Raw genomic sequence first — 21,489 nt, forward strand, 5'->3', positions numbered from 1 at the left:
TTAAGCAATAACGGCGATGCTCGCCGCGGCCAAAACGGGGCCAGAGTACGGGGACTGGCAAGCCTTACAATGTTTCAGATCATCGGCATCGTAGTGCTGTTCGCCATGGTGTTCGGCAGCTTCATCATCTCCGGCGGCAAGATGGGGGTGATCATTGAGGCCGCCCCGCACGAGCTGATGGCCATCCTGGGCGCCGGCGTGGCTGCGTTCCTGATCTCGAACTCCATGGCCACCATCAAGGCCATGGGCAAGGGCTTCAGCAGCGCCTTCAAGGGCCCGAAGTGGAAGGCGCAGGACTACAGGGACCTGTTGTCCCTGCTGTTCCTCCTGACCAAGACCATGAAATCCAAGGGCGTGATCGCCCTGGAGAGCCACATCGAAAAGCCCAAAGAGAGCACGATCTTCTCGCGCTATCCCAAGCTGATGAGCGACCACTTCGCCATCGACTTCATCTGCGACACCCTGCGGATGATGACCATGAACCTGGAAGACCCGCACCAGGTCGAGGACGCGATGGAAAAGCAGCTGGAAAAGCACCATCACGAGGCGCTGGGCCCGTCGCACGCCCTGTCCAACCTGGCCGACGGCCTGCCGGCGCTCGGTATCGTCGCCGCCGTGCTGGGCGTCATCAAGACCATGGGCTCGATCACCGAGCCGCCGGAAGTCTTGGGCACCATGATCGGCGGGGCCCTGGTCGGCACCTTCCTCGGCGTTTTCCTGGCTTATGGCATGGTTGGGCCGATGGCCGCGCGAATGAAGGACGTGGTCGACGAGGAGAGCTCGTTCTACAAGATCATCCAGGCTGTTCTGGTCGCCCACCTGCACGGCAACGCCGCTCAGATTTCGGTCGAGATCGGCCGCGGCGGGGTGCCGAGCCCGGCTCAGCCGAGCTTCCTGGAGCTGGAAGAGGCGCTCAGCACCATCCCGGCCGAAGGCTGATATCGCGGCGCTGGCCCGGCCGGCGCTGCTCCATTCTTCGGGAACGTCAGCCGCCCCTGGGAACCCCGGGGCGTTTCAGGCGCTTGTCAGCCGGTGCGCGCCGAAAATTGGCGGGATCGGCGGCCGAAGGTTCACAGTGATCACGGGCTCGTGAACTTGGTGCTTGCCCTTCTCGCAGATGAAGGCATATTCAACTTCAGCGCACGTGGGCGCGCCGATCCGTCGCAGGTCCTTGGCCTTCGCCGGAGCGACGGGTTTGCGGTCCGGCGCATAAACCTCCTAGAGGGACCTGGGACATGACCTCCGACACGCTTCGTAAGATCCTCGTCGCCGGCGCCGCCGTCGCCGCTCTTTCGGTCGCCGCCTGCAAGAAGCCGGAAGCTCCGGCTGCTTCGGAAGCCGCCGCCTCGGAAGCCGCCGCCGCGGCTTCGGACGCCAGCGCCGCCGCCTCTTCGGCCGCCGCCGCTTCGTCGGCCGCCGCCGACGCCTCGGCCGCCGCCATGTCGGCTGCTCCGGCCAACAAGTAAGGCCTAACAGCCACAGTTCGCGTAAGGGGCCGTCCTGTCCTGGGCGGCCCTAGTTTTTAGCAAGGGACCTTAAGCTCATGACCTCCGATATGCTCCGCAAGATTCTCCTGGCTGGCGCCGCTGTCGCCGCCCTGTCCGTCGGCGCCTGCAACAAGAAGCCGGCCGACGCCGCCGCCTCCGACTCGGCGGCCGCCGCTTCGGACGCCGCCGCCGCCGCGACCGCCGCTTCGGACGCCGCCGTGGCCGCCTCGGCCGCCGCCGCCGCCTCTTCGACCGCCGCCGACGCTTCGGCTGCTTCGTCGGCTGCGCCCGCCAACAAGTAAGATCAGCCTTCTTCAGGCTATCTCGGAAGAGGCCGCCCAGCCGGGCGGCCTTTTTTGCGTTCTGAACGCGCGATTTGCGGCTATCAGGCGCCATGCGCCCCGATGACGACTCCCCGGTCCTGTGGGACGAGAACGGCCTGCCCCGCTCGCGGCTGTTCGACGACGTCTATTTCTCAGCCCATGACGGCTTGGCCGAGACCCGCGCCGTGTTCCTGGCCGGCTGTGCATTGCCCGAGGCCTGGGCCGGGCGGCGGCGTTTCACAGCTGGCGAGCTAGGCTTCGGCTCGGGGCTGAACATCCTGGCCCTGCTGGATCTCTGGGCCAGGACCCGCGAGCCGGGCGCCCAGCTCAGCATCTTCTCCGTCGAGGCCTTTCCCATGCCGGCCGAGGACGCCGCCCGGGTCCTGGCCCACTGGCCTGAACTGGCGTCCCTGGCCGAACGTCTCGTCGCCCGCTGGCCCAGGCGCGCCAGGGGCTTCCACCGCATCGCTTTCGACGAGATCGGCGCGCGCCTGGACTTGGCGGTGATGGACGCCGCCGAGGCCCTGGCCGCCTGGGACGGGCGCGCCGACGCCTGGTTCCTCGACGGCTTTTCGCCGGCGGCCAATCCCGGCATGTGGAGCCCCGAGGTGCTGGCCGGCGTGGCCGCGCACAGCGCGCCAGGCGCCAGGGCGGCGACCTTCACCGTCGCCGGCGCCGTGCGCCGCGGCCTGGCCGAGCAGGGCTTCGCCGTCGAAAAGCGTCAGGGCTTCGGCCGCAAGCGCGAGCGGCTGGAGGCCGTCCTGCCAGGCGCGCCGACGCCCGAGTCCGCCTCGCCCCGCGTCGCCATCGTCGGGGCGGGCATAGCCGGCGCCGCCCTGGCCCGCGCCTTCGCCGCCCAGGGCGCGCAGGTCACGGTGATCGAGGCCGAACGCCCGGGCGCCGGCGGGTCCGGCAATTCTGCCGCGCTGGTGATGCCGCGGCTGGACGCCGGCGGGGCCGCGGTGGCACAACTCTACGCCCAGGCCTTCGCCAGGGCCTGCGATGTCTATGACGAGACGCTTGGCGCGGTCATCGCCCGCGGCGCCTTGCAGTTGGAGACAGGGCCGAAAGACCCTTCGCGCTTCGACCGCATCGCCGCTTCGGACCTGTTTGAAGCCGGCCGCCTGGCGCGGCTCGCCGTGGCCGAGACGGCTGGCGCGCTGGGCGAAGACGCCGAGGTCGGCGGCCTTTTCCTCGCCGACGGCCGGGTGGTCGCGCCGGCCGCCGTGCTCGACGCCTGGCTCGCCGGTGCGAAACAGGTTCGGGCCGAGGTCGCCGGGCTGGAACGCGGCGGCGACGGCTGGCGGCTGATCGGCCCGGATGGCGAGCTGATCGCGTCTGCGGATCGGGTCTGCCTGGCCAATGGCCTGGCCGCCCAGGCCTTCGCGCCGAACCTGCCGCTCTCGCCCGTGCGGGGCCAGATCAGCCTAGTCCGCACCGCCGAGCCCCCGCCCGCGGTGATGGGCGCCGGCTATCTGATCCCGACCCGTGACGGCCTCGTCTTCGGCGCCACCCACGACCGTGACGACACCGACACGGCCGTCCGGCCCGACGACCATGCCCGCAACCTCGCCCTTCTGGCCCAGGTGCGGCCAAGCCTCGCCGCCGAGCTGACCGACCGCCCCTGGGAGGGCCGCGCCAGCCTCAGGGCCGCCTGCCCCGACTTCCTGCCCCTGGCCGGCGCAGTTTCGGGCCAGGCGGGGCTGTTCGTCCTCTCCGGCCTCGGCTCGCGCGGGTTCTGCGCGGCGCCCTTGCTGGCCGAGCATGTGGCGGCCCAGGCCCTGGGCGCGCCCTCGCCTTTGCCCGCCCCGCTGGCGGCGATCGTCGATCCGGCTCGATTTGCAAAAAGATCGGCGCGCCGACGATCCGAACCGGTCGGAGAGGCGTAAGATAGAGTTTGCGCCGACGCCAGAAGCGACCGTCCCGGGAGAGGCCCCATGCTGACCATCCACCACCTGAACAATTCCCGCTCGCAGCGGATCCTGTGGCTGTTCGAGGAGCTGGGCCTGAAATACGACATCCAGTTCTACAAGCGGGACGCGGCGACCAACCTGGCCCCGCCGGAGCTGAAGGCCATCCACCCGCTGGGCAAGTCGCCGGTGATCACCGACGGCGAGATCAAGATCGCCGAGTCCGGGGCCATCGTCGAATATGTGCTGGACAAGTACGGCCAGGGCCGACTGCAGCCGCCGAAGGACAGCGCGGCGCACTGGGCCCATGTGGAATGGCTGCACTATGCCGAGGGCTCGGCCATGCTGCCCCTGATGCTGAACCTCTACACCATGCGCCTGGGCGAGGCCGCTGCGCCCTTGAAGCCGCGCATCGACAGCGAGATCGACAACCACCTGGCCTATGTCGACGCCGCCTTGCAGGGCCGCTCGTACCTGCTGGGCGAGGACCTGACCGGGGCCGACATCCAGATGAGTTTCGTGGGCGAAGTGGGCAAGAACTTCGGCCGGCTGGGCCCGTTCAAGAACCTCGCCGCCTATGTCGAACGCCTGCACACCCGCCCGGCCTACAAGGCCGCGCTGGAAAAGGGCGGGGCGTACGGGATTGGGCAGTAGAGCGGGTTGAGGAAAAGTGCGAAGCGGTTTTCCGCCCGCAACCCGCTCCAACGTCTAGATTCCCCCGCGTCCATCGGCGGCGCCCCAGCCCCTTGAAAGACAGGGGCGCCGAAGCCCTCGATGCGGCAGCATACCGGCCGGCGCAGGTGATTCGCGCCGGCTGAGGAGGGCATGGCTTGCCCCAACATCCGAAACTGCGTTCCTTCGCGCCCAAGACCCCGATCCTCGACGGCAAGGTGGTGCTGATCACCGGCGGCACCGGCTCTTTCGGCCGTCGCTTCGTCCACCGCGTGCTGGCCGAGCAGCAGCCGCGCAAGATCATCGTGCTCTCGCGCGATGAGCTGAAGCAGTACGAGATGCAGGCCGAACTGGCCGAGGCCTTTCCATCGGAAGCCATGGCCAAGATGCGCTTCTTCCTCGGTGACGTGCGCGACCGCACCCGCCTGACCCTGGCCTTCCGGGGGGTCGACGTGGTGATCCACGCCGCGGCCCTGAAGCAGGTGCCGGCGGCCGAGTACAACCCGTCCGAATGCATCCACACCAATGTGATGGGCGCCGAGAATGTGGTCTGGGCCGCCCTGACCAACCATGTGCAGCGCATCGTGGCCCTGTCGACCGACAAGGCCTGCAACCCGATCAACCTCTATGGCGCGACCAAGCTGGCCTCGGACAAGACCTTCGTCGCCGCCAACAACCTGGCCGGCGACATCGGCACGCGCTTTTCCGTGGTCCGCTACGGCAATGTGGCGGGCTCGCGCGGCTCGGTGGCGCCGCTGTTCCAGCGCCTGGCGGCCAACGGCGCCAAGGAGCTGCCGATCACCGACCCGCGCATGACCCGGTTCTGGATCTCGCTGGACCAGGGGGTCGATTTCGTCCTCTCGTCGCTGGAGATGATGCGCGGCGGCGAGGTTTTCGTGCCCAAGATCGGCTCGATGACCATGCCCGACGTCGCTCGCGCGCTGGCGCCCGACCTGCCGCACAAGACCGTCGGCATCCGCCCGGGCGAAAAGCTGCACGAGGTGATGATCTCGGCCGACGATGCGCGCATGACCACCGAACTGGCCGACCGCTACGTGATCGAGCCGGAATTCGTCGAATATACCCGCACCCCCTTCGCCGGCGACACGGGCGAGCGGGTGGCGGACGGGTTTTCCTATTCCAGCGACGCCAACAGCGAGTGGCTGGACGCCGACGCCCTCATGGCGCTGCTGGCCCAGCATGGCTGACGCGCCTTTCCTCGCCTATGGCCGCCAGGTGATCGAGGACGATGACCTGGCCGCGGTGGCGCAGGCCCTGCGCGCCGACTTCCTGACCACCGGCCCGCGGGTGGCGCAATTCGAGGCGGCGTTCGCGGAAAAGGTCGGCGCGCGCCACGCCATCGCCTGCTCCAACGGCACCGCCGCCCTGCACCTGGCCATGCTGGGCCTGGGCGTGGGTCCCGGCGACGTGGTCATCGCCCCCACCCTGACCTTCGCCGCCACCGCCAACTGCGCTCGCTATCAGGGCGCCGAGGTGGTGTTCGCCGACGTCGATCCCGACACCGGCCTGATGACTGCGGACACCCTGGCCGAGGCGATGACGCGCATCGGCGGCCGGCCGCTGAAGGCGGTCCTGCCCGTACACCTGAACGGCCACGCCGCCGACCTGCCGGCGCTGAAGCGCGTCGCCGAGGCGGCCGGCGCCCCCTTGGTCGAGGACGCCGCCCACGCGGTGGGCACGGCCATGACCTTCGACAATGTCCCCGAGCGCGTCGGCGACTGCCGCCATTCGGCCCTTACCTGCTTCTCCTTCCACCCGGTCAAGACCCTGACCACCGGCGAGGGCGGCATGGTCACCACCAACGACGACGCCCTGGCGCAAAGGGTGGCGCGGCTGAGAAGCCATGGGATCGTGCGCGAGCCGGCCGATTTCGTCGATCCGGAGATCGGCTTCGACGGCGAGGCGCCCAATCCGTGGGCCTATGAGCAGCAGGCCCTGGGCTACAACTATCGCCTGCCGGACGTGCTCTGCGCGCTGGGCCTGTCGCAGCTGGCCAAGCTGGACCGGTTCGTCGAACGCCGGCGCCAGCTGGCCCAGCGTTACAATGAGCTCCTGCCCGCCCTGGCGCCGCTGGTGCGGCCAGTCGCGCAACCTTGGACCAGCCGTTCGGCCCTTCACCTCTTCGTCGTCCTGATTGACTTCACCGCCGCCGGCCAGACCCGCCGCCAGGTGATGGAGGCCCTGCGCGCCAAGGGCATCGGGACCCAGGTCCACTACATCCCGGTCCACCGCCAGCCCTACTACCGCGCGCTCTATGGCGAGCAGACCCTGTCCGGCGCCGAAGCCTACTACGCCCGCTGTCTCAGCCTGCCGCTCCAGGCGGGGATGGCGGATGGGGACGTGGACCGGGTGGTGGGGGCGTTGGGGGAGGTGTTGGGGGGCTGAGAGCGGCGGCCGTTGGTTCGATCTCGACCCTAAGAATCCCACGGGCCGGAGCTTTATGATCTGGGTCCCGGCATTCGCCGGGATGAGCGGAATTTTGAGTCCGCGGGAACTCAGTCGCCTCTAAGCCGGCTCATTCTCCCGGAACGTGGCCAACTGAGCCTCCAGCGAGCGCTGGAACGCCGGCCGGCCGGTGCAGCGCGCACGATAGTCCTCCAGCACCGGGAACCGCGCCGCCAGCCCATGCGCCTCCATTTCCCGCAAGACCGTGCTCATGACGATGTCGGCGACGGTGAAGCGGCCTTCCAGATAGCCCTTACCCTCCAGCCAGGCGGAGAGCCCGCCCAGGCGCGACTCCAGCAGCCCCTCCGTCCGCGCGCGGTAGTCCTCCGGCCAGGCGGTGCCCGGCGCGTTGTCCATCTCGATGAACCTCTGGGTGAAGGGCTCGATCGAGTTCAGCGCCGCGATCACCCAGGTGGTGGTCCGCGCCCTTCCGGCGGCGTCTGTGGGCGCCAGCGCGTCCGAGCGCTCCGCCAGATGCAGCAGGATGGCGCCGGATTCGAACATCTCGACATGGCTGTCGCGATAGGCCGGGACCTGGCCGAACGGCTGCCAGCCGCGATAGTCTGCTGACTTGGCGCGTTCGAAGTCGATCAGCTCGATCTCGTAGGGCCAGCCTGCCTCCTCCAGCGCCCAGCGGATGCGCAGGTCGCGCACGAAGCCTTGGGCGAAGGGCGGAACCCAACGAAAAGCGGCCACCTGAATCGTCATGAGCATCTCCCTGGAACACGATATTATGTTGATATCAACATATATCGTCCCGCGCCACCCCGAATGTGGTCGTCCAGAGGTTCAGCCGCCCGTCAGGTCCAACCGCCAGGTCTCGCTCTGCACCGGCGCCCCGAACTCCTCATGCACATGGGTCTCGACGATGCGGAAGCCGTGGGCCGCGTAGATGCGTCGGGCGCTTTCCAGGATGGTGTGGGTCCAGAGGGTCATTTCGCGATAGCCGACCTGGCGCGCGAAATCGATGCAGGTCGCAACCAGGGCCTCGCCGATGCCGAGGCCGCGGGCGAAGGGCTCGACATAGAGCAGGCGCAGGCGACAGAGGCCCTCGCCCTCATCGGTGACGAAGATCGACCCGGCCATCACGCCGTCCACCTCGGCCACCCAGCACTGCTCGCGGCCGGGCTTGAAGTCGCGAAGGAAATTGGTGGTGACCTCGCCCTCGATCACCTCGATCTGCGGCCCCCAGCCATAGACCTCGCGGTAGAGGATCGACTGCCGGGCGGCGATCAGGCCCATGTCGCCGGCGCGGAAGGTGCGCAGGGAGAATTGTCGCTGGGCCTTATCGTCGAGCAGGGCCTTGGCGCAGGCCAAGGCGGCGACCAGTTCGCCCTGCTGGGCCGGACCCAGACGGTCGAGCGTAGCGGCGACCTCGGCGCACTGGCGGGCGTCCATGTCGTCGAACACGGTGCGCCCGGCCGCTGTCAGGGCGATCGGGCGCTGGCGCGCGTCGCCCTCTCCGCGTCCGCGCGTGATCCAGCCGCGATCCTCGAAGCGCTTCAAGACCCGGCTGACATAGGCCGGATCCATGTCGAGGCCGCCCTGCAGGTCCAAGGCCAGAAGCCCGTCGGCATGGGCGATCTCATAGAGCAGCCGCGCTTCGCTGAGGCTCAGGTCCGTGCCCAGGAACCGCGGGTCCAGGGCGCCGACATATTTTGTGAAGAAGCGATTGAAGCTACGGATGCTGTCGACGGCGGTGCTCATGACCGGAGCCTTGCGCCGATAGTTGATAGAGTCAAGTATCTATGCGCGGCGCTCACATCGGCGTGTAGATGATCAGCTTCAGCGCCGGATCGTCGTTGGACTGGAAGGTGGCGTATTCCAGCTGCATCGGACCCTTGACCGGGTGCTCGAGCTGCTTGCGGCCGGCGGCCGGGGCGCGGACGTCGTGGGCGTCCCACCAGACGTCGAACTCTTGGCTGTCGCGGCGCAGACGCCCGACCAGGGCGATGAAGGCCGGATCGCCGGCCCAGAGATCGTAGGTGGCGCGGAACTGGGCGACCATGCGCCGGGCCTCACCCTCCCAGGAGGCGCCGAAGAAGCGGCGGGTCGCAGGGTTGACCAGCATATTGACCAGGGTGTTGCGGTCGGCCTCGGCCAGGCGGCCGAAGGCGAAGATCTCTTCCGCCGCAGCGTTCCAGGCCAGCACGTCCCAGCGGCGGCCGGTGACATAGGCGGGCTGGTTCAAGCCCTCGACCATGCGCCGGATCGGCTCGGGCACGGCCTCTCGGACGAAGGCGCGGGGGTCATCGCCCAAGGCGAGGGCCTTGAAGTGGGCGTGCTCGACTGGGCTTAAGCGCAGGGCGCGGGCCAGGGCGTCGAGGGTGGTCACCGACGGCTTGACGCAGCGGCCCTGCTCCAGTCGCACGTACCAATCGACGCCGATGCCGGCCAGTTCGGCCACTTCCTCGCGGCGCAGCCCGGGCGTGCGCCGGCGCCGGCCGGGCGGCAGGCCCGCCGCCTCGGGCGTCAGCCGCTCGCGCCGGGCTCTCAGGAAATCGCCGAGCTGGCTGTGGCGCAGGTCGGCGGTGGGCGGGCCGGGGGCCTCAAGGTCGTATCCCATCATCCCAGGATAATACCAGGTCTTCCTGGCTTGGGCAGGGTGCGCGAGACTGGCGCATCCAAGGAGATCCTCCCCATGAAAGCCGCCATTCTCGAAGCCTTCGGCTCGCCCCTGGCCCTCCAGACCATCCCCGACCCCGTTCTGGGCACAGGCGAGGTGGTGGTCGACGTGATCGCCACCCGGGTGCTCTCCTACATGGGTGAGATCCTGTCCGGCGCCCGAGGTTACACCCTGCCGCTGCCGGCGGCGCCGGGTGTGGGCGCGATCGGAAGGGTCCGCGCTCTTGGACCCGACGCGACACGGCTAAAGGTCGGCGACTGGGTCTGCTGCGACGCCACCATCCGCTCGCGCGACGATGCGGTGACCCCCGACATCGCGCTGCAAGGCCTGACCACCCGCAGCGAGGGCGGCCTGAAGCTGCAGCGCCACTTTCGCCACGGCTCCTTCGCCGAGCAGATGCTGGTTCCCACCGAGAACGCGATCCCGATCGGGATGATCGAGGCAGAGGAGGCGGGCCGCTGGTGCGGCCTGGGCATGTGCCTGGTGCCGTATGCCGGGCTGCTGGCGGCCGACCTCCGCGCCGGCGAGACGGTGGTGGTCAATGGCGCCACCGGCGGCTTCGGCAGCGCCGGCGTGGCGGTCGCCCTGGCTCTGGGCGCCGGCCGTGTGGTCGCCACCGGGCGCAATGAGGCGGCGTTGGCCGACCTTCAGCGTCGGTTCGACGGCAGGCTGAGGACCGCGCGCATGACCGGCGACGAAGAGGCCGACCGGCAGCGCATCCTGGAAACCACGACCGCCCCGATCGACTGCGTGCTCGACCTCTTGCCGCCGCAGGCCAGCGTGGCCCAGGTCCGGACGGCCGCGCTGGCGGTGCGGCCTGGCGGGACTGTCGTCCTGATGGGTGGGGTCGGCATGGGCGGCGGCGAGCCCCTGGCCTTGCCCTATCCCTGGCTGATGACCAACAACATCACCATCCGCGGCCAGTGGATGTATCCCCGGGATGCGATCCCGCGCATGGTCGGCTTGGTCCGCTCAGGCCTCTTGGACCTCGGCCAGTTCGCGGTGACCGAGTTCGGCCTGGATCAGGTGAACGAGGCCGTAACCCACGCCGCGGCGCACGCCGGCCCGTTCCAGACCACCGTACTGCGACCGGATCGGTAGCACCGAAGCCTCAGACCGCCTCGTCCAGCATGCCGTCCAGCCCCTGTTCGCGCACCTTGCGATAGAGGGTCGATCGGCCGATGCCGAGGCGGCGGGCGACCTCGCTCATGTGGCCGGAATAGAGCTCGATGGCCAGCTGGATCAGGTCGCGCTCGATGTCCTCGAGCTTCCTCAGGTGCCCGCGTTCGTCGAGGATCTTCACCGGGGCGTCGACCGGCATCTCGTCGATCAGCTGCTGGGCCGAGGGGATGGCGTCCATCAGCCGCGGCATGGCGGGCTGGGCCGGCTCGGGCGGCGGCGCCTGGACCCCGGAGATGGCCGGGAAGTCGTAGGGCTGCAGATAGGGGGCGTCGGCCAGGATGATGGCGCGATAGACCGCGTTCTCCAGCTGGCGGACATTGCCCGGCCAGTCGTGGGCGGCCAGGAGGGCCACGGTCTCGGCGGTGGCGCCCTGGACCCGCTTGCCCTCTTCGACGTTGAAGCGGCGCACGAAGTGCTCGACCAGGGCCGGGATGTCCTCGCGGCGTTCGCGCAAGGCGGGGGCCTCGATGGGGAACACGTTCAGGCGATAGTACAGGTCCTCGCGGAAGCGGCCGGCGGCCACCTGCTGGGCCAGGTCGCGATTGGTGGCCGAGACGATGCGCACGTCGACGCGCACGGCCCGCTTGGCGCCCACCGGGTCGATCTCGCTCTCCTGCAGGGCGCGCAGCAGCTTGACCTGCATGTCCAGGGGCAGTTCGCCCACCTCGTCCAGGAACAGGGTGCCGCCATTGGCCTCCTGGAACTTACCCAGGTGCTTGTCGGTGGCGCCGGTGAAGCTGCCCTTTTCGTGACCGAACAGGATGGATTCGACCAGGTTCTCCGGCAGGGCGCCGCAGTTGACGGCGACGAAGGGCTTGCCGGCGCGGTCCGAGCCGCCATGCACGGCTCTGGCGATCAGCTCCTTGCCGACGCCGCTTTCGCCCAGAATGAGTATGGGGATCGAGGATTTCGCCGCCCGCTCGCCCAGGCGCTTGACCATGGTCATGGCCGGCGACGAGCCGATCATCTCGTCGAAGGTGATGCGCCCGCCGGCGCGCTTCTTCAGCCGCTCGACCTCGCCCTTGAGGTCGCCCATGTGCAGGGCGTTGCGGATGGAGACCAGGATGCGTTCCGGCGAGGCCGGCTTGACGAAGAAGTCCTGCGCCCCGGCCTGCATGGCCTGGACCACGGTGTCGATGCCACCGGTCGCGGTCAGCACCACCACCGGCTGGTTGAAGCCGCGGCTGCGCATCTCCTTCAGCGCCGCCAGGCCGCCAAGGCCCGGCATGATCAGGTCGAGCATGATCACGTCGGCCGGCGCGCCGGCCACCAGGCGGTCGATCGCCGCCTCGCCGCTCTCGGCGTGGGCGACCGCAAACCCTTCACGCTCCAGCACGGCCTGGATCAGGCGGCGTTGGGTCGGGTCGTCGTCGACGACGAGAACGGTCTTGGTCATTACGCGCATCCACCGATGGTCGCGCCATTCTGGGCGACTTGATTGACAGTGGTTCTACCGCCAGCAGGTAAAGGCGGGGTTGAGCGGGCGTTTTTGAATCCTTAATCGGGACGATTGCGGGCGGGGCGGCGCCTCTCTAGGTTCCGGCCCATGACCCTGAATGCAAAAGCCGACCTCGCGACCGCCGAGCCCCTGCCGCAATGGCGCCTGGACGACCTGTTCGAAAGCCGCGACGACCCGCGCATCGAACAGACCCTGAAGGCGGCCGCCGCCGCCAACGACGCCCTGGTGCGGCTGAAGGGCGCCTTTGTCGCCGCCCGGGCCGACGCCTCGCGCCTGGGGGCCACGATCGCCGAGGGGGTCTCGCTCTACGAGACCGCGACCAATGGCCTTTGGGCCGTGGGCGCCTACGCTTCGCTGGCGGCCTCGACCATGCGCGACGACGCGGCCTGGGCCAAGTTCGAGGGCGACGTGCGCGCCCGCTCGGCCGCGATCGCCGCCGAGAGCCTTTTCTTCACCCTGGAGCTGAACCAGCTGGAGGAATGGGAGATCGAGGCGGCGATGAAGGCCGAGCCGGCCGCGGCCCGCTATCGCCCCTGGCTGCGCCGCGTGCGCCTGTCACGGCCGCACGAGCTGTCGGCCGACCTGGAGCGGATGCTGGTCGATCGCGCGCCGGCGGTGGCCAACTGGACCCGGCTCTATGACGAGACCCTGAGTCGCCTGGTCGCCCGCTGCGGCAAGGAAAGCCTGACCCTGGCCGAGGCGTTGAACCGGATGAGCGACGCCGATCCGGATCGGCGCAAGCAGGCCGCCGGCGGCCTGGCCAAGGCGCTGGAGGAGCGGACGCCGATCCTCGCCCTCTCCCTCAACACCATCGCCGCGGAAAAGCAGATCGAGGATCGCTGGCGGCGCTACACCGACCCGGCCCAGTCGCGCCACCTGGCCAACGAGGTCGACGCCGATGCGGTCCAGGCCCTCGAGGCGGCGGTGGCCGAGAGCTATCCCAGGACTTCGCACCGCTACTACGCGCTGAAGGCCAAGCTTCTGGGCCAGGCGCACCTGAACCACTGGGACCGCAACGCCCCGCTGGACCGCGCCGAACCGCGCAAATACAGCTGGGGCGAGGCGCAGGGCATGGTGCTGGAGGCGTTCTCGGACCTTGCCCCCGCCTTCGCCGACAAGGCCCAGGTGTTCTTCAGGGAGCCCTGGATCGACGCCCTGCCGCGCCCCGGCAAGACCTCGGGCGCCTATTCGCACCCGGTGACCTCGGACAAGCACCCCTATGTGTTCATGAACTATATGGGCGAGCGGCGGGACGTGCTGACCCTGGCCCACGAGCTGGGCCATGCGGTGCACCAGACCCTGGCGGCGCCCCTGGGGACCCTGCTGGCCGACACCCCCCTGACCCTGGCCGAGACCGCCTCGATCTTCGGCGAGGGGCTGGTGTTCGACCGCCTGCTGGCCGAGGCCTCGCCCGCCGACCGCCGCGCGCTTTTGGCAGGCAAGATCGAGGACACCCTGAACACGGTCTCGCGCCAGATCGCGTTCCATAGATTCGAAACCCGCTTCCACGCAGAGCGCCAGGCCGGCGAGGTCGCGCCCGACAACATCGCCTCGATCTGGCTGGAGGTGATGGGCGAGAGCCTGGGGCCGGCGGTGAAGCTCAATCCCGGCTACGAGGTCTATTGGGCCTATGTCAGCCACTTCGCCCACGCGCCGTTCTATGTCTACGCCTACGCCTTCGGGAACCTGCTGGTCGAAGCCCTGGCCGAGGCGCGGCGCAAGGACCCCAAGGGCTTCGCGCCGCTCTACGAGGACCTCCTGGCCGCCGGCGGCACCCGCACCTACGTCGAGGCGCTGAAGCCGTTCGGGCTGAACCCGCGCGAGAAAGCGTTCTGGGCGAGCGGATGCGCAAGGCTGGAGCGGCTGGTGGACGAGTTCGAGGCGCTGGTCTGAACAGCCGCCATTGAGCCCAGCTTTCTGAAGGCATAGCCTATCCCGACGACCGGCGCGCCACGACGCCGGCGCGAACGGGGGAAATGGAATGGCTCTCAAGGTCATCGGAACCGGGCTTGGCCGGACCGGCACTATGTCGCTGAAGCTGGCGCTGGAGCAGCTGGGCCTCGGCCCGTGCCACCACATGGTCGAGGTGTTCATGCATCCCGAGAGCGTGCCCCTGTGGGTCGCCGCGGGGGCCGGCGCGCCGGATTGGGACGCGATCTTCGCCGGCTATCAGTCGATGGTCGACTATCCCGGCTGCAAGTTCTGGCGCCAGCTGATGGATCACTATCCAGACGCCAAGCTGATTCACTCCCTCCGCGACCCGGCCCAATGGTTCGAGTCGACCCAGGCGACCATATTCGCGCCGGGCGGCCCCGCATCCTCGCCACCGGAGCCGATGAAGGCCTTCTTCAACATGGTGATGTCCGACTTCGGCGGTCGGCAGAACGACCGCGACTTCATGATCGACTATTTCAAGCGCCACACCGACGAGGTGATGCGCACTGTGCCGGCCGACCGCCTTATCGTGTTCGAGGCCACCCAGGGCTGGGAACCCCTGTGCGGCTTCCTTGGCGTTCCGGTCCCGGACACCCCGTTCCCCAAGCACAACACCCGCGAAGAATTCCAGGCGCGCACGGCGGCGCACGCCGGCGCGCCGCCAGACCCGGCCTCGATCAAGGCCGAGCTGGACAAGGCGAAGGGCGCTTAGGCCCTATCCTTGGTGGGCCACCTGGCCGTCGACGATGGTCAAGGTCGCCTTGGCCTTGGGGATCTCGGCCGGATCGACCGTCATCAGGTCCTTGGAGAAGACGCTGACGTCGGCGCGCTTGCCGACCTCGATCGAGCCCAGCTCCTTCTCGCTGAAGATCCCGTAGGCCGCCGCGCCGGTGAACAGGTTCAGCGCCTGGGCCCGGCTGACCGCCTCGTCCAGGCCCCAGTCCGGGCCGGCGAAGCCGTTCAAGGCGTGGCGGTAGCAGGCGGCGTAGTATTCGATCAGGGGGTCGCCCTTCTCCACCGGCGCATCGGTGCCGCCGCAGACCACCGCGCCGGAGGCCAGGAGGCTCTTCCAGGCGTAGGCGCCCTTCAGCCGATCCGGCCCCAGCCGCGCCGGGGCGAAATAGAGGTCGCCGATGGCGTGCGAGGGCTGCATGGAGGCGATCACGCCCATGGCCGCGAAGCGCGGCAGGTCCTCAAGCGACAGGATCTGGGAGTGCTCGATACGCCAGCGGCGATCGTTGTGGCCCGAGCCGAGCACCTCGGCGATGGCGTTCAGGGTGTTGCGGTTGCCGCGGTCGCCGATGGCGTGGGTGGCGACCTGGGCGTTCACCGCCTTGGCCTTCTGCATCGCGCCGACGATGGTGTCGTGCGACATCACCTCGAGTCCCACCGAGCCTGGCTTGTCGGAATAGGGCGCCAGGAGCGCCGCGCCGCGCGAGCCCAGGGCGCCGTCGGCATAGAGCTTGATCCCGCGCAGATGCACGCGCCCGGTGGGGTCGACCGTGGGGCCGGTCCTGAGCACCTCGTCCGCCTGGTCCAGGTCCATGAAGTTGTCGACCCGCAGGCGCAAGGTCCCCTGCCCCGCCATGCCGCGCAGGATGTCGAGTTCGTCCTGAGCCACGCTCATGGAATGGACGCCGGTCCAGCCGCGCGAGCAGTAAAGCTTGTCGGCTAGGCCCAGGGCCTGGCGCTTCATGGCTTGGTCGGGCTTGGGGAACACGGTCTTGACCAGGTCCATGGCGTTGTCGACGAACATGCCGTTGGGCTCGCCGCCCGCCTGGCGCAGGATCTCGCCGCCAGCCGGATTGGGTGTCGAGGCGGTGATCCCGGCCAGCTGGATGGCCTTGGAATTGACCACCACCGCATGGCCGTCGGCGCGTTCCAGCATCACCGGCCGGTCGGCGACCACGGCGTCGAGGTCGGCTCGGGTGGGGAAGCGGTGTTCGGGCCAGTGGGTCTCGATCCAGCCGCGGCCGAACAGGGGGCCGGCCGGCTGCTGCGCGGCGGCGGCCTTGAGCCGGGACTGCACCTCGACGATCGAGGCCGAGCCTTCGAGATTGAGGGTCATCTCGCGCAGGCCGATCTCGGTCAGGTGCGCGTGGCAGTCGACGAAGCCCGGATAGGCGGCCGAACCGCCGAGGTCGATCACCCGCCCGCCCGGCGCGGCCGCCTTGGCCCCGGCGAGGTCGCCGACATAGGCGAAGCGCCCGGCCTGGATCGCCACGGCCTGGACCGTCTGGACGTCCTTCAGTCCGGTGTAGATAGGCCCGCCGGTCAGGACCAGGCCGGGCGCCTGGGCGCGGCCGATCACGGGCGCCGCGGCGACGGCGGCGCCGAGGGCCAGGATGCTGCGGCGGCTGAGATTGGTGTTGTGCTGGTTCATGCCAGTTCTTCCCCCATGATTTTGCAGGTTCGCCGGGGAGTCTGGCATGGCGTGGCCCCAAGCGGAACCATTTGCGGCCTTGCCTTTCGCTTACCGGCGATTAGTTGAGACTGAAGAGCATAGATTTCTGCATTTCGAGCGTGAAGCCATGGCCGACGACCTTTCATCCCTGCCCGAATTCCCCCCGCCGCTGGCGCCCTACAAGGGCGCGGTTCCCGAGGCTCCCACCTGGTTCGACGCCGCCATCGCCAAGGCGCCCGAGCGGAGTATGGTGACGGTCAAGGGCGCGGCGATCGAGCTTCTGACCTGGGGCCAGCGCGGCAAGCCGGGCCTGCTCCTGGTGCATGGCAACACCGCCCATGCCGACTGGTGGAGCTTCATCGCCCCGATCCTGGCCGAGGACTACCGGGTGGCGGCCATCTCCATGTCGGGCATGGGCGGGTCAGACTGGCGCGAACGCTACGATTTCGAGACCTATGCCGACGAAATGTTCGAGGGCGCCAAGGCGGCGGGCCTGTACGACGATGGGCAGAAGCCGATCTATGTCGGCCACTCCTTCGGCGGCGCCCAGGTGTTCTATTCCGCCACCCGCCATGCCGACCGGATGCGGGCCGCGATCCTGGTCGACACCGGCTTTGGCGGCCCGCCCCCGGCCGAAGAGGGCTTTCGTGCGCCGGAGACACGGCCAAAGCAGAACCGCGCCTACGCCACCCTGCCCGAGGCCCTGGCCCGCTTCCGGCTGATGCCGCCGCAGAGCTGCCGCAACACCTATATCGCCGACTTCATCGCCCGGCGCTCGCTGAAGGCCGTTCCCCTGGACGGCGGCGGCGAGGGCTGGACCTGGCGTTTCGATCCGCAGCTGTGGAACAAGCTCGACCGGGTCGGGCTTTCGTCCCTGACCGCTCCGCCGGGGCCGCACGCGCCGATGGTGCATGTCTATGGCGAAAACTCGGCCATCATCCAGCGGATGCAGGCCGCAGAGCGGCGGGTGCCGGCCGATGTGCCCAGCTTCGCCATCCCCGACGCCGAGCACCACGTGATGATCGACCAGCCCCTGGCCCTGATCACGGCCCTGCGCGGCCTCCTGGTCTCCTGGCCTTGAGACCGCGCACGTTTGGATTGCCCGCCGGGCGGCCAACCACCGGCGGGATCTGTGCGGATTCGCTCAGGGACGATTGACCGCGCCTGTCGCAGGCGCGCGCACCCTTGAGCCTACGGCCAGGTTCGTATACTCGGCCCCACACGGCGGGAACAGCGCACTCATAAGGACGATCAAGGCATGGCTTCCGAGTATCATCGCGGCGAAATGGACATCCGCGAGCAGGCGGCGACCTTCAAGGGCGTCATGGCGGCGACCAAGTGGGGCTCGCTGGCCGTCACCGTCGGCGTGCTGTTCTTCACCCTGCTGTTCTGCACCCAGACCGGCTTCGGCGGTTCGGCCGGCGCGGCCCTGGCCCTGCTGGTGCTGGGCGTGGTCGGCCTGCGCGAGCGCGCCGCTGCGCACTGACGCTCCGTCGCTGGCCAGCTAATGCCGGCGACAGAATTTCTGCAAACAATTGTTTGAATCGGCCGAAGCGGCCAGCCCGCTTCGGCTTTTTCCGTGCCGGGGCGCCTATTTCGTCGCCTCAGGTCAAAAGGATGACGCCTGGCCGCTGGACAAGCGCGTCCCCCTCCCGCAACTAATGCGCCAAGCGTTCCCCTGAGCCGGTTTCCGCGAACGGGAACAGAGCGATGGGGCGGGCCAGCGGGGGATCTTGCACGGATGACAGCGCGTATTGCGGTCACGAAGGAACGTCGCGCGGGTGAGACGCGGGTTGCGGCGACGCCGGACAGCGTCAAGAAGCTGATCGGGCTGGGCTTTTCCGTGATCGTGGAGACGGGCGCGGGACTTGCGGCCTCGTTTCCAGATGCCGATTACGCCGCTGCGGGGGCCGAGATCGCGCCCACGGCCGAGGCGGCCCTGGCGGGCGCCGACATCCTGTTCAAGGTCCGCGCCCCCGCCGATGAGGAGATCGCCGCGCTGAAGAGCGGCGTCCTCCTGGCGGCCCTGCTCAACCCTTACGGCGACAAGGCCGTCGTCGAGGCCCTGGCGGCCAAGGGCGTCTCAGCCTTCGCCATGGAGTTCATCCCGCGCATCACCCGGGCCCAGGTGATGGACGCCCTGTCCAGCCAGGCCAACCTGGCCGGCTATCGCGCGGTGATCGAAGCGGCCGAGGCCTATGGCCGGGCGTTCCCGATGATGATGACCGCCGCCGGCACCGTCGCGGCGGCCAAGGTGTTCATCATGGGCGTCGGCGTCGCCGGCCTGCAGGCCATCGCCACGGCGCGCCGGCTTGGGGCGGTGGTCACCGCCACCGACGTGCGCCCGGCGACCAAGGAGCAGGTCGAAAGCCTCGGGGCTAAGTTCCTGGCGGTCGAGGACGAGGAGTTCAAGAACGCCCAGACCGCCGGTGGCTACGCCAAGGAGATGAGCGCCGAATACCAGGCCAAGCAGGCGGCCCTGGTCTCCACCCATATCGCCAAGCAGGACATCGTCATCACCACCGCCCTGATCCCGGGCCGGCCGGCGCCGAAACTGGTCTCGGCCGAGCAGGTGGCCTCGATGAAGCCGGGCTCGGTCCTGATCGACCTGGCCGTCGAGCAGGGCGGCAATGTGGTCGGGGCCAAGGCCGGCGAGGTGGTGATCACCGACAATGGAGCCAAGATCGTCGGCTACACCAACCTGCCGGGCCGGCTGGCGGCCGACAGCTCCAGCCTCTACGCCAAGAACCTCTTGGCCTTCGCCGGCCTGCTCCTGAACAAGGAAGGGGCGCTGGCCCCCGACCTCGAGGACGAGATCCTGAAAGCCGCCCTGGTCGCCCAGGGCGGGGCCATCGTCCATCCGTCCCTGAAGTCCTGATCGCCTCGGAGCATCCGAAATGGAAACCGTCGACCCGACCGTGTTCCGCCTCGCCATCTTCGTGCTGGCGATATTCGTCGGCTATTACGTGGTCTGGAGCGTGACCCCGGCCCTGCACACGCCGCTGATGGCGGTGACCAACGCCATCTCCTCGGTGATCATCGTCGGCGCGCTGCTCGCTGCCGCAGCTCATGGCGTCGAAGGCTCCGCCGCCGGCGGCTCGGTGTGGATCTCCAAGGGCGCCGGCGCGCTGGCCGCAGCCCTGGTCTCGGTCAACATCTTCGGCGGCTTCCTGGTCACCCAGCGGATGCTGGCCATGTACAAGAAGAAGGACCGGGCGAAGTGATCGAAGCCGCACAAAGGCGCGATCCATGATGCTGTCAGATACCGCTCTGGGCCTGGTTTCAATGATCGCCATCGCGGTCATTCCATTCGGCTTCTTCTTGCTGCTCCTGCGGGAACGCAGCTCGAGGCCGGCCAACTTCACGGGCCTTGAGCGCTGGGTTTTCAAGCCGTTGATGTGGGCAGCTCGCGCATTTGCGGCCGCTCTGTTGGCGTTCGACGGCTATCAATGGCTGCAACGCGCCTGGCGAATGCAAAATTGGCCTTTGATCATCTTGCTCGGTTTGGCCTCGGTGATCGCCGTAGCCTCCTGGCTCGTTCCCGACAAAGTCCTGACAAATCTGAGAAGGCGCGCGTCCGGACGGATGAAGCGCCGGATGGGGATCGCTTTATGAACGCCAATATCGCCGCCATCGCCTATCTGATCTCGGGCGTGCTGTTCATCCTGGCGCTGAGGGGGCTGTCCAGCCCCGAGACCAGCCGCCGGGGCAACCAGATGGGCATGCTGGGCATGGCCATCGCCGTCAGCGTCACCCTGATGACCCTGGCCTCGCAAGCCGCGCTGGACCCGGTCACCATCGGCCTGATCTTCGCCGGGGTGCTGATCGGCGGCTCGGTCGGGGCGCTGATCGCCCGCCGGGTGCCGATGACCTCGATGCCGCAGCTGGTGGCCGCCTTCCACAGCCTGGTGGGCCTCTCGGCCTGCCTGGTGGCCGTGGCCGCCCTCTACACCCCGGCCGCCTATCACATCACCACGCCGGACGGCGGGGTGAAGCTGGAGAGCCTGATCGAGCTGTCGCTGGGCGTGGCCATCGGCGCCATCACCTTCACCGGCTCGGTGATCGCCTTCGCCAAGCTGAACGGAAACATGAGCGGCGCGCCGATCCTGCTGCCCGCCCGCCACCTCTTGAACATCGCCATCGGCGTCGCCGTCGTGGCCCTGATCGTAGTGCTGGTGATGAGCGGCGGCTCGGCCAAGTGGGCCTTTTGGGGGATCACGGCCCTGGCGCTGACCGCCGGGATCACCCTGATCATCCCCATCGGCGGCGCGGACATGCCGGTGGTGGTGTCGATGCTGAACAGCTATTCCGGCTGGGCGGCGGCGGCCCTGGGCTTCACCCTGGAGAACACCACCCTGATCATCACCGGGGCCCTGGTGGGCTCCTCGGGCGCGATCCTGTCCTACATCATGTGCAAGGGCATGAACCGCAGCTTCGTCTCGGTGATCCTGGGCGGCTTCGGCGGCGACGTGGCGGCAGCCGGCGGCAAGGTCGAGACCCGGCCCGTCAAGCAAGGCAGCGCCGACGATGCGGCCTTCATCATGAAGAACGCTTCGAAAGTGATCATCGTCCCCGGCTACGGCATGGCGGTTGCCCAGGCCCAGCACGCGCTGCGGGAAATGGCCGACAAGCTGAAGGAGGAGGGCGTCGAGGTGAAATACGCCATCCACCCCGTCGCCGGCCGCATGCCCGGGCACATGAACGTGCTGCTGGCCGAAGCCAACGTTCCTTACGACGAGGTGTTCGAGCTGGAGGACATCAACGCCGAGTTCCCCACTGCCGACGTGGCCTTTGTCATCGGCGCCAACGACGTCACCAACCCGGCGGCCAAGACCGACCCGCAGTCACCGATCTTCGGCATGCCGATCCTGGACGTGGAAAAGGCCCGCACCGTCCTGTTCGTCAAGCGCGGCATGGGCTCGGGCTATGCCGGCGTCGAGAACGAGCTGTTCTTCAAGGACAACACCATGATGCTGTTCGCCGACGCCAAGAAAATGGTCGAGGGCATCGTCAAGGGGCTCTGAA

21 protein-coding genes are annotated in these 21,489 nt (G+C 68.6%); 16 read left to right on the plus strand and 5 right to left on the minus strand.

All coding sequences use genetic code 11. The features are described from left to right. Nucleotides 1–69 precede the first annotated feature (69 nt). The 7 genes from motA (at nt 70) to pseC (ending at nt 6,798) form a co-directional block, all read left to right on the plus strand. A complete protein-coding gene (motA, locus tag KCG34_RS17055) occupies nt 70–939 on the plus strand; it encodes a flagellar motor stator protein MotA (RefSeq protein WP_211936824.1) in 870 nt (289 codons plus the stop codon). Between the two features lie 296 nt (nt 940–1,235). Further along, nucleotides 1,236–1,466 (plus strand): hypothetical protein, encoded by a 231-nt coding sequence (locus KCG34_RS17060; protein WP_211936825.1) that lies wholly within the window; start codon nt 1,236–1,238, stop codon nt 1,464–1,466. Between the two features lie 89 nt (nt 1,467–1,555). Further along, nucleotides 1,556–1,789: a hypothetical protein gene (locus KCG34_RS17065; RefSeq protein ID WP_249138060.1), complete on the plus strand. Its 234-nt coding sequence runs from the start codon at nt 1,556–1,558 to the stop codon at nt 1,787–1,789. A 92-nt stretch (nt 1,790–1,881) separates the two neighbouring features. Further along, nucleotides 1,882–3,699, plus strand: a complete 1,818-nt coding sequence (mnmC, locus tag KCG34_RS17070; RefSeq protein ID WP_211936827.1) for a bifunctional tRNA (5-methylaminomethyl-2-thiouridine)(34)-methyltransferase MnmC2/FAD-dependent 5-carboxymethylaminomethyl-2-thiouridine(34) oxidoreductase MnmC1 — start codon at nt 1,882–1,884, stop codon at nt 3,697–3,699. 48 nt (nt 3,700–3,747) lie between these two features. After that, on the plus strand, nt 3,748–4,374 hold the full coding sequence (locus tag KCG34_RS17075) for a glutathione S-transferase family protein (RefSeq protein ID WP_211936828.1): 627 nt from the start codon (nt 3,748–3,750) through the stop codon (nt 4,372–4,374). 194 nt (nt 4,375–4,568) lie between these two features. Next, nucleotides 4,569–5,600, plus strand: coding sequence for a UDP-N-acetylglucosamine 4,6-dehydratase (inverting) (gene pseB, locus KCG34_RS17080; protein ID WP_211940868.1), 1,032 nt, complete (start codon nt 4,569–4,571; stop codon nt 5,598–5,600). Beyond that, complete coding sequence (gene pseC / locus KCG34_RS17085; protein WP_211936829.1) at nt 5,593–6,798, plus strand: UDP-4-amino-4,6-dideoxy-N-acetyl-beta-L-altrosamine transaminase; 1,206 nt, start codon at nt 5,593–5,595, stop codon at nt 6,796–6,798. The genes pseB and pseC overlap by 8 nt, the downstream gene beginning before the upstream one ends. Nucleotides 6,799–6,918: 120 nt before the next feature. On the opposite strand, the gene KCG34_RS17090 is transcribed toward pseC, so the two are convergent. From KCG34_RS17090 to KCG34_RS17100, 3 genes are all read right to left on the minus strand, one after another. Beyond that, on the minus strand, nt 6,919–7,566 hold the full coding sequence (locus KCG34_RS17090; RefSeq protein ID WP_211936830.1) for a glutathione S-transferase family protein: 648 nt from the start codon (nt 7,564–7,566) through the stop codon (nt 6,919–6,921). Nucleotides 7,567–7,647: 81 nt separating this feature from the next. Beyond that, the gene (locus KCG34_RS17095; RefSeq protein ID WP_211936831.1) at nt 7,648–8,565 is read right to left on the minus strand and encodes a bifunctional helix-turn-helix transcriptional regulator/GNAT family N-acetyltransferase; all 918 of its coding nucleotides are present in this window, start codon (nt 8,563–8,565) and stop codon (nt 7,648–7,650) included. 52 nt (nt 8,566–8,617) lie between these two features. After that, on the minus strand, nt 8,618–9,427 hold the full coding sequence (locus KCG34_RS17100) for a helix-turn-helix transcriptional regulator (protein ID WP_211936832.1): 810 nt from the start codon (nt 9,425–9,427) through the stop codon (nt 8,618–8,620). Nucleotides 9,428–9,499: 72 nt separating this feature from the next. Between KCG34_RS17100 and KCG34_RS17105 the strand changes: the two genes are divergently transcribed. Beyond that, on the plus strand, nt 9,500–10,585 hold the full coding sequence (locus tag KCG34_RS17105; RefSeq protein WP_211936833.1) for a zinc-binding dehydrogenase: 1,086 nt from the start codon (nt 9,500–9,502) through the stop codon (nt 10,583–10,585). A 10-nt stretch (nt 10,586–10,595) separates the two neighbouring features. Here KCG34_RS17105 and KCG34_RS17110 read toward each other — a convergent pair whose 3' ends face one another. After that, nucleotides 10,596–12,062, minus strand: coding sequence for a sigma-54-dependent transcriptional regulator (locus KCG34_RS17110; RefSeq protein ID WP_211936834.1), 1,467 nt, complete (start codon nt 12,060–12,062; stop codon nt 10,596–10,598). A gap of 150 nt (nt 12,063–12,212) precedes the next feature. Here KCG34_RS17110 and KCG34_RS17115 point away from each other — a divergent pair, with 150 nt between their 5' ends. Both KCG34_RS17115 and KCG34_RS17120 read left to right on the plus strand, forming a co-directional pair. After that, nucleotides 12,213–14,018: a M3 family oligoendopeptidase gene (locus KCG34_RS17115; protein WP_211936835.1), complete on the plus strand. Its 1,806-nt coding sequence runs from the start codon at nt 12,213–12,215 to the stop codon at nt 14,016–14,018. Between the two features lie 88 nt (nt 14,019–14,106). Continuing rightward, entirely contained in the window at nt 14,107–14,772 is a 666-nt protein-coding gene (locus KCG34_RS17120; RefSeq protein WP_211936836.1) for a sulfotransferase family protein, read from the plus strand. Between the two features lie 3 nt (nt 14,773–14,775). On the opposite strand, the gene KCG34_RS17125 is transcribed toward KCG34_RS17120, so the two are convergent. Then, nucleotides 14,776–16,443 carry an amidohydrolase gene (locus KCG34_RS17125; RefSeq protein WP_211936837.1) on the minus strand — a complete coding sequence of 556 codons (1,668 nt, stop codon included), beginning with the start codon at nt 16,441–16,443 and terminating at the stop codon, nt 14,776–14,778. Nucleotides 16,444–16,591: 148 nt separating this feature from the next. Between KCG34_RS17125 and KCG34_RS17130 the strand changes: the two genes are divergently transcribed. The 6 genes from KCG34_RS17130 to KCG34_RS17155 all read left to right on the plus strand — a co-directional run bounded on the left by KCG34_RS17130 (nt 16,592) and on the right by KCG34_RS17155 (nt 21,488). Then, nucleotides 16,592–17,545: an alpha/beta fold hydrolase gene (locus KCG34_RS17130; RefSeq protein ID WP_211936838.1), complete on the plus strand. Its 954-nt coding sequence runs from the start codon at nt 16,592–16,594 to the stop codon at nt 17,543–17,545. 177 nt (nt 17,546–17,722) lie between these two features. Next, complete coding sequence (locus KCG34_RS17135) at nt 17,723–17,950, plus strand: aa3-type cytochrome c oxidase subunit IV (protein ID WP_211936839.1); 228 nt, start codon at nt 17,723–17,725, stop codon at nt 17,948–17,950. A gap of 255 nt (nt 17,951–18,205) precedes the next feature. Further along, a complete protein-coding gene (locus KCG34_RS17140) occupies nt 18,206–19,342 on the plus strand; it encodes a Re/Si-specific NAD(P)(+) transhydrogenase subunit alpha (RefSeq protein ID WP_211936840.1) in 1,137 nt (378 codons plus the stop codon). A gap of 19 nt (nt 19,343–19,361) precedes the next feature. Continuing rightward, on the plus strand, nt 19,362–19,688 hold the full coding sequence (locus KCG34_RS17145; RefSeq protein WP_211936841.1) for a proton-translocating transhydrogenase family protein: 327 nt from the start codon (nt 19,362–19,364) through the stop codon (nt 19,686–19,688). Nucleotides 19,689–19,713: 25 nt separating this feature from the next. Further along, nucleotides 19,714–20,079, plus strand: coding sequence for a hypothetical protein (locus KCG34_RS17150; RefSeq protein ID WP_211936842.1), 366 nt, complete (start codon nt 19,714–19,716; stop codon nt 20,077–20,079). Continuing rightward, nucleotides 20,076–21,488 (plus strand): NAD(P)(+) transhydrogenase (Re/Si-specific) subunit beta, encoded by a 1,413-nt coding sequence (locus KCG34_RS17155; RefSeq protein ID WP_211936843.1) that lies wholly within the window; start codon nt 20,076–20,078, stop codon nt 21,486–21,488. The genes KCG34_RS17150 and KCG34_RS17155 overlap by 4 nt, the downstream gene beginning before the upstream one ends. Nucleotide 21,489: the final 1 nt, after the last annotated feature.

It is taken from the genome of Phenylobacterium montanum (genome assembly GCF_018135625.1).
GTDB lineage: Bacteria > Pseudomonadota > Alphaproteobacteria > Caulobacterales > Caulobacteraceae > Poindextera > Poindextera montana.

What these genes read in the sequence shown, in the direction of transcription:
- KCG34_RS17075 (WP_211936828.1), top strand. Translation starts at nt 3,748, where the DNA reads ATGCTGACCATCCACCACCTGAACAATTCCCGCTCGCAGCGGATCCTG.
- KCG34_RS17125 (WP_211936837.1), bottom strand. Translation starts at nt 16,443, where the DNA reads ATGAACCAGCACAACACCAATCTCAGCCGCCGCAGCATCCTGGCCCTC.
- mnmC (WP_211936827.1), top strand. Translation starts at nt 1,882, where the DNA reads ATGCGCCCCGATGACGACTCCCCGGTCCTGTGGGACGAGAACGGCCTG.
- KCG34_RS17120 (WP_211936836.1), top strand. Translation starts at nt 14,107, where the DNA reads ATGGCTCTCAAGGTCATCGGAACCGGGCTTGGCCGGACCGGCACTATG.
- KCG34_RS17140 (WP_211936840.1), top strand. Translation starts at nt 18,206, where the DNA reads ATGACAGCGCGTATTGCGGTCACGAAGGAACGTCGCGCGGGTGAGACG.
- KCG34_RS17155 (WP_211936843.1), top strand. Translation starts at nt 20,076, where the DNA reads ATGAACGCCAATATCGCCGCCATCGCCTATCTGATCTCGGGCGTGCTG.
- KCG34_RS17115 (WP_211936835.1), top strand. Translation starts at nt 12,213, where the DNA reads ATGACCCTGAATGCAAAAGCCGACCTCGCGACCGCCGAGCCCCTGCCG.
- KCG34_RS17130 (WP_211936838.1), top strand. Translation starts at nt 16,592, where the DNA reads ATGGCCGACGACCTTTCATCCCTGCCCGAATTCCCCCCGCCGCTGGCG.
- KCG34_RS17095 (WP_211936831.1), bottom strand. Translation starts at nt 8,565, where the DNA reads ATGAGCACCGCCGTCGACAGCATCCGTAGCTTCAATCGCTTCTTCACA.
- KCG34_RS17150 (WP_211936842.1), top strand. Translation starts at nt 19,714, where the DNA reads ATGATGCTGTCAGATACCGCTCTGGGCCTGGTTTCAATGATCGCCATC.
- KCG34_RS17135 (WP_211936839.1), top strand. Translation starts at nt 17,723, where the DNA reads ATGGCTTCCGAGTATCATCGCGGCGAAATGGACATCCGCGAGCAGGCG.
- pseC (WP_211936829.1), top strand. Translation starts at nt 5,593, where the DNA reads ATGGCTGACGCGCCTTTCCTCGCCTATGGCCGCCAGGTGATCGAGGAC.
- KCG34_RS17100 (WP_211936832.1), bottom strand. Translation starts at nt 9,427, where the DNA reads ATGATGGGATACGACCTTGAGGCCCCCGGCCCGCCCACCGCCGACCTG.
- KCG34_RS17060 (WP_211936825.1), top strand. Translation starts at nt 1,236, where the DNA reads ATGACCTCCGACACGCTTCGTAAGATCCTCGTCGCCGGCGCCGCCGTC.
- motA (WP_211936824.1), top strand. Translation starts at nt 70, where the DNA reads ATGTTTCAGATCATCGGCATCGTAGTGCTGTTCGCCATGGTGTTCGGC.
- KCG34_RS17105 (WP_211936833.1), top strand. Translation starts at nt 9,500, where the DNA reads ATGAAAGCCGCCATTCTCGAAGCCTTCGGCTCGCCCCTGGCCCTCCAG.
- KCG34_RS17145 (WP_211936841.1), top strand. Translation starts at nt 19,362, where the DNA reads ATGGAAACCGTCGACCCGACCGTGTTCCGCCTCGCCATCTTCGTGCTG.
- KCG34_RS17065 (WP_249138060.1), top strand. Translation starts at nt 1,556, where the DNA reads ATGCTCCGCAAGATTCTCCTGGCTGGCGCCGCTGTCGCCGCCCTGTCC.
- KCG34_RS17110 (WP_211936834.1), bottom strand. Translation starts at nt 12,062, where the DNA reads ATGACCAAGACCGTTCTCGTCGTCGACGACGACCCGACCCAACGCCGC.
- KCG34_RS17090 (WP_211936830.1), bottom strand. Translation starts at nt 7,566, where the DNA reads ATGACGATTCAGGTGGCCGCTTTTCGTTGGGTTCCGCCCTTCGCCCAA.